Here is a 3,566-nt window from a genome sequence, read left to right as displayed (position 1 = left end):
GACCGCCGCAATCGAAGCGCTCAGGACGGGCGACTGTCCGTCCCAGTACCAGACCTTCGTCGACTACGCCTCAAACCAATCAGCGCCGGCCGCGTTAGGTATCAGTTCGTGCGCAGAGCTCGCCAGCTACAGGGTCAAGCCCGCAGCGATCCAGCTCTTGCGTCAAGACGGCCTTTGCAGAGGACGTGTCGGCGGACGACGCGATCCCGCCCCCGCCGCCGAAACACAACCCGGGGGCGGCATCAACTGGGACGAGGCGAGTCAGCACATCGGTACGGCGCAGCGTGTGTGCGGTCCTCTCGCCGGCACGGGACAGTCGTCGAACGACGTCTTCCTCAACCTCGGCGTCGACTATCCCGATCTCAACCGATTCACCATCGTTCTGTGGGATGTAGGCAGCGTCAAGCCGCCGCCCGGGGTCACGCATCTATGCGCCTCCGGGGTCATCACTGAGTACCAGGGCGTCTCCCAGATCGAGTTGCGTTCGATCCAGGCCGTAGACACCTATCGCTGACTCTGATTCTGGACGGTACGCGGCGGAAAGACGCATCTCGAGTGCGCGCTGTCCGCGGCTGGTCGGGCTCCGCCCTCGGGGCGGCATGATCGGGCGGAATTGAGCACCAGCGATCGGCGTTTCCCGCTTACCATTGTCGCTATGGCAGACGTGGTGTTGGGACGGGCGGGCGACACGGTCCTCGTCGACCTCGACGTCTGTGCGAAGACAGGTCACACCACCAGCCAGCGCGTGACGCTGCGCGGCAGCACCACACCAGGTTGGGTCATCGTCCTGCTGGCCTTCACGGTCGTCGGCTTTCTACTGGTGTGCGCGATGACGTCTCGCCGCTCCAGAGTGACACTGCCACTCGATCATGGGGTCTACGCTCGCTGGAAGCGGAACGGGATCGTGGCTTGGTCTGTCGCCTTGGGTGGCGTTGGTGCACTCGTTGCAGCAGCGACCGACTACCGAGGCGAGACCGAAGTGTGGGGCGGCGTCGGCATCGGAATGGTCGTAGCGGCCCTTGTCGGTGGCACGGTGAACAGCACCGTGAACGGGTTGGGCTTCGGTATGACGCGACACGACGATCTGGTCCTCACACGCGCGCATCCGGCCTTTGCGCAGGCGGTCGCCCAGGCAGCCGTCGAACCCGCGCTCCGGTAGGCCAACGCACAGCCACTGCTTGCGTGGGGTTGGGGCGACGGGTTGCGCTGTGCGCCCACGATCATCGGCACGATGCGCACTCAGTGCGGCAATGTCGGGCGATTCCTTCGGTGCGTGCGGCAAGATCCCGGACGTGTCCGGGTGAGCGGCCATGATGCTCACATGAAGCCCTCGCCCGACCGTGCCACGAGTACGGTTTCGCCTCGTGCTGATGTGCGGGTGACCCTGCAGTTCCACCCGAACTGGCCCTCCAATGACGGTCTGGTCATTGAGTCGATGGCGCGCGACGGCGTCTACCGCTCCCAGTTCGAGACCGGGCTTTCTAACGGCGGGTTGACGGCGTTTGTCGGCGGCGACCGCTGGCGATGGGAGAGCCGACTTTTCGAGGGGCGTTATGACGCCGCACCGGCCTCAGCCCGCCCCGTCTATGGGGCCTGGAATCGGCGCTGCGATCCCTACGGTGGGGCTGTCCGCTTCGGCTCTTCCTACCTTCGGCTTCGACCCGAAGTCACCACGCGGTGCACGTTCTGCTTCCCAGACTCTGTATTTGAACCCGTCGACGTCGGAGGCCCCGATCTACTGCCGCATCTCAGCCGGATGGCCGACGAATCCGCGCTCGACTATCTCGATGATTGCGTCGAGGCCCACGTGCATGGTGGGCTACGGTTCGACACAGATGTCGAGGCAATAGTTCTCGACCCCTGCTTCATCAGGACCGAGGTAGAGGACGCAGCGCTCATGCTTGGATGCCCCGTCGAGTTTCATCCAGGGTTCCGCGCGTCGCCCGACGACTTCGAACCTGAGTACCGAGGCCCGCACATCATCGAACTCGCGCGTTCGCTGGGGGACGACCTGAACCCGGAGGTCGTCGGTATGGCGGCGCGCTCTGGTCAACATCCAGCGCAGCACGTCAAGCAGGTGTGGCACTGCCTGGCCCGCTTCGGACGCGAGCCCCGGGAGCGCTGAACTCGAACCTCGTACTCATCCCCCGACTCTCGGCATGTTAGGTCGGACCGCCCGCACCCAAAGGCGGCGAAAAGACGCAGCACCTTGCTTGACCATGCCGCTACCCGACGTCAGGCTTCTCGAAGTCGCCTGCAGGGTTGCCCCGGACCCTTGCTCGAAACCAAGGAGCGTGGCCATGTCGGTGTCTCTTCCCACTTCCGGCGGTTCGCCCTTCGTCACCGACGGGGGCCTCGAAACCGACCTCATCTACAACCGTGGCTTCGACCTGCAGGAGTTCGCTGCATTCCCGCTCGTCTACGACGAGCATGGCCGTGCTGCGTTGACCGACTACTACGCCGGCTACGCAGACATCGCCCGCCATGCTGGTGTCGGCCTGATTCTGGCTACGCCCACGTGGCGGGCCAACCCTGACTGGGCCGAGCGGATCGGGTACGACGCCCGGGCCACTGACCGCGCCAACCGCGACGCGGTCGCTCTGATGCAGAATCTGCGTGACGCTTGGACCGACCTGCCCAACGTCGTGGTGTCGGGGGTGATCGGCCCGCGCGGGGACGGATACGTCGCCGGAGAGCGTCCGCAGGTCGACGAAGCGGCCGACTACCACCGCGCCCAGATCGAATCGTTCGCTCAGGGCGGAGCGGACCTCGTCGAGGCGATCACCATGACCACGCCGCAGGAAGCGGCCGGAATCGTGAGGACGGCGAACGCCACCGGCCTTCCTGTCGGGATCCTGTTCACCGTTGAGATCGACGGAACCCTCCCGGACGGGAGCACGCTGAGAGAGGCGATCGCAATCGTCGACCAGGCCGGCGAGGCGGCGTACTTCGGGATCAACTGTGCCCACCCAACCCACATCGCCCGCGCGTTGACCGACGAGGACTGGGCAGCCCGGATCGTTGAGTTGCGCCCCAACGCCTCGAACATGACCCATGAGGAGCTCGACGCCATGACCGAGCTCGACGCCGGCGACATCAGTCTCGTGGTATCCAGCCTGGACGCATTGCGGGCGAAGCTGCCCGGACTATCGGTGGTAGGCGGCTGCTGCGGCACCGACGCCCGCCACGTCGCAGGACTGTGGGGGCAGAACCACGTCGGCTAGGCGCGATCGAGGTCAGATTCACGGTCCCGGGTGCTCGCACCGGTGTGACATCGTGCAGTCTCGACCAGGCCCGACGACCAGAAGCAACTCGATCGGACCTCTGGTCACTCGGGTTCGGTACAACTCGGTTCGTCTGGGCGTACAGATGCGATGAAAAGAAACGGGCAGGTGCGGTCGTGGGGACGCGCGCCCACAACACCCGTCCGTGTCAGCGCAGAGATCAGGGCGGCAACTGGGCTCCGGCTTGGGCAAAGGAGCGGACGCGAGGATTTGAACCTCGACTCCTTCCCTGGAAGGGAAGCGTGCTGCAACTACACCACGTCCGCGAAGCCAGCCTCTGTC

The 3,566-nt window shown here is 65.3% G+C and carries 4 protein-coding genes and 1 tRNA gene; 4 read left to right on the top strand and 1 reads right to left on the bottom strand.

The genetic code is table 11. The features are described from left to right. The 4 genes from H7290_RS07835 to H7290_RS07820 all read left to right on the top strand — a co-directional run. The coding region (locus H7290_RS07835) for a hypothetical protein (RefSeq protein ID WP_290513463.1) at positions 1-514 on the top strand (514 nt) is incomplete at its 5' end. Positions 515-655: 141 nt separating this feature from the next. Beyond that, positions 656-1,159, top strand: coding sequence for a hypothetical protein (locus H7290_RS07830; protein WP_290513462.1), 504 nt, complete (start codon positions 656-658; stop codon positions 1,157-1,159). 162 nt (positions 1,160-1,321) lie between these two features. Further along, positions 1,322-2,125: a DUF3626 domain-containing protein gene (locus H7290_RS07825; protein ID WP_290513461.1), complete on the top strand. Its 804-nt coding sequence runs from the start codon at positions 1,322-1,324 to the stop codon at positions 2,123-2,125. A gap of 175 nt (positions 2,126-2,300) precedes the next feature. Further along, complete coding sequence (locus tag H7290_RS07820; protein WP_290513460.1) at positions 2,301-3,224, top strand: homocysteine S-methyltransferase family protein; 924 nt, start codon at positions 2,301-2,303, stop codon at positions 3,222-3,224. Between the two features lie 255 nt (positions 3,225-3,479). Here the strand turns inward: H7290_RS07820 and H7290_RS07815 are convergent. Further along, positions 3,480-3,550 (bottom strand) — tRNA-Gly (locus H7290_RS07815). Positions 3,551-3,566: the final 16 nt, after the last annotated feature.

The sequence above is a fragment of the Aeromicrobium sp. genome, assembly GCF_014378035.1.
In the GTDB taxonomy this organism is placed as follows: Bacteria; Actinomycetota; Actinomycetes; order Propionibacteriales; family Nocardioidaceae; genus Aeromicrobium.
This window is presented reverse-complemented; position numbering and strand designations above follow the sequence as displayed.

Coding starts and splice junctions, on each gene's coding strand:
- H7290_RS07830 (WP_290513462.1), top strand. CDS start 656: ATGGCAGACGTGGTGTTGGGACGGGCGGGCGACACGGTCCTCGTCGAC.
- H7290_RS07825 (WP_290513461.1), top strand. CDS start 1,322: ATGAAGCCCTCGCCCGACCGTGCCACGAGTACGGTTTCGCCTCGTGCT.
- H7290_RS07820 (WP_290513460.1), top strand. CDS start 2,301: ATGTCGGTGTCTCTTCCCACTTCCGGCGGTTCGCCCTTCGTCACCGAC.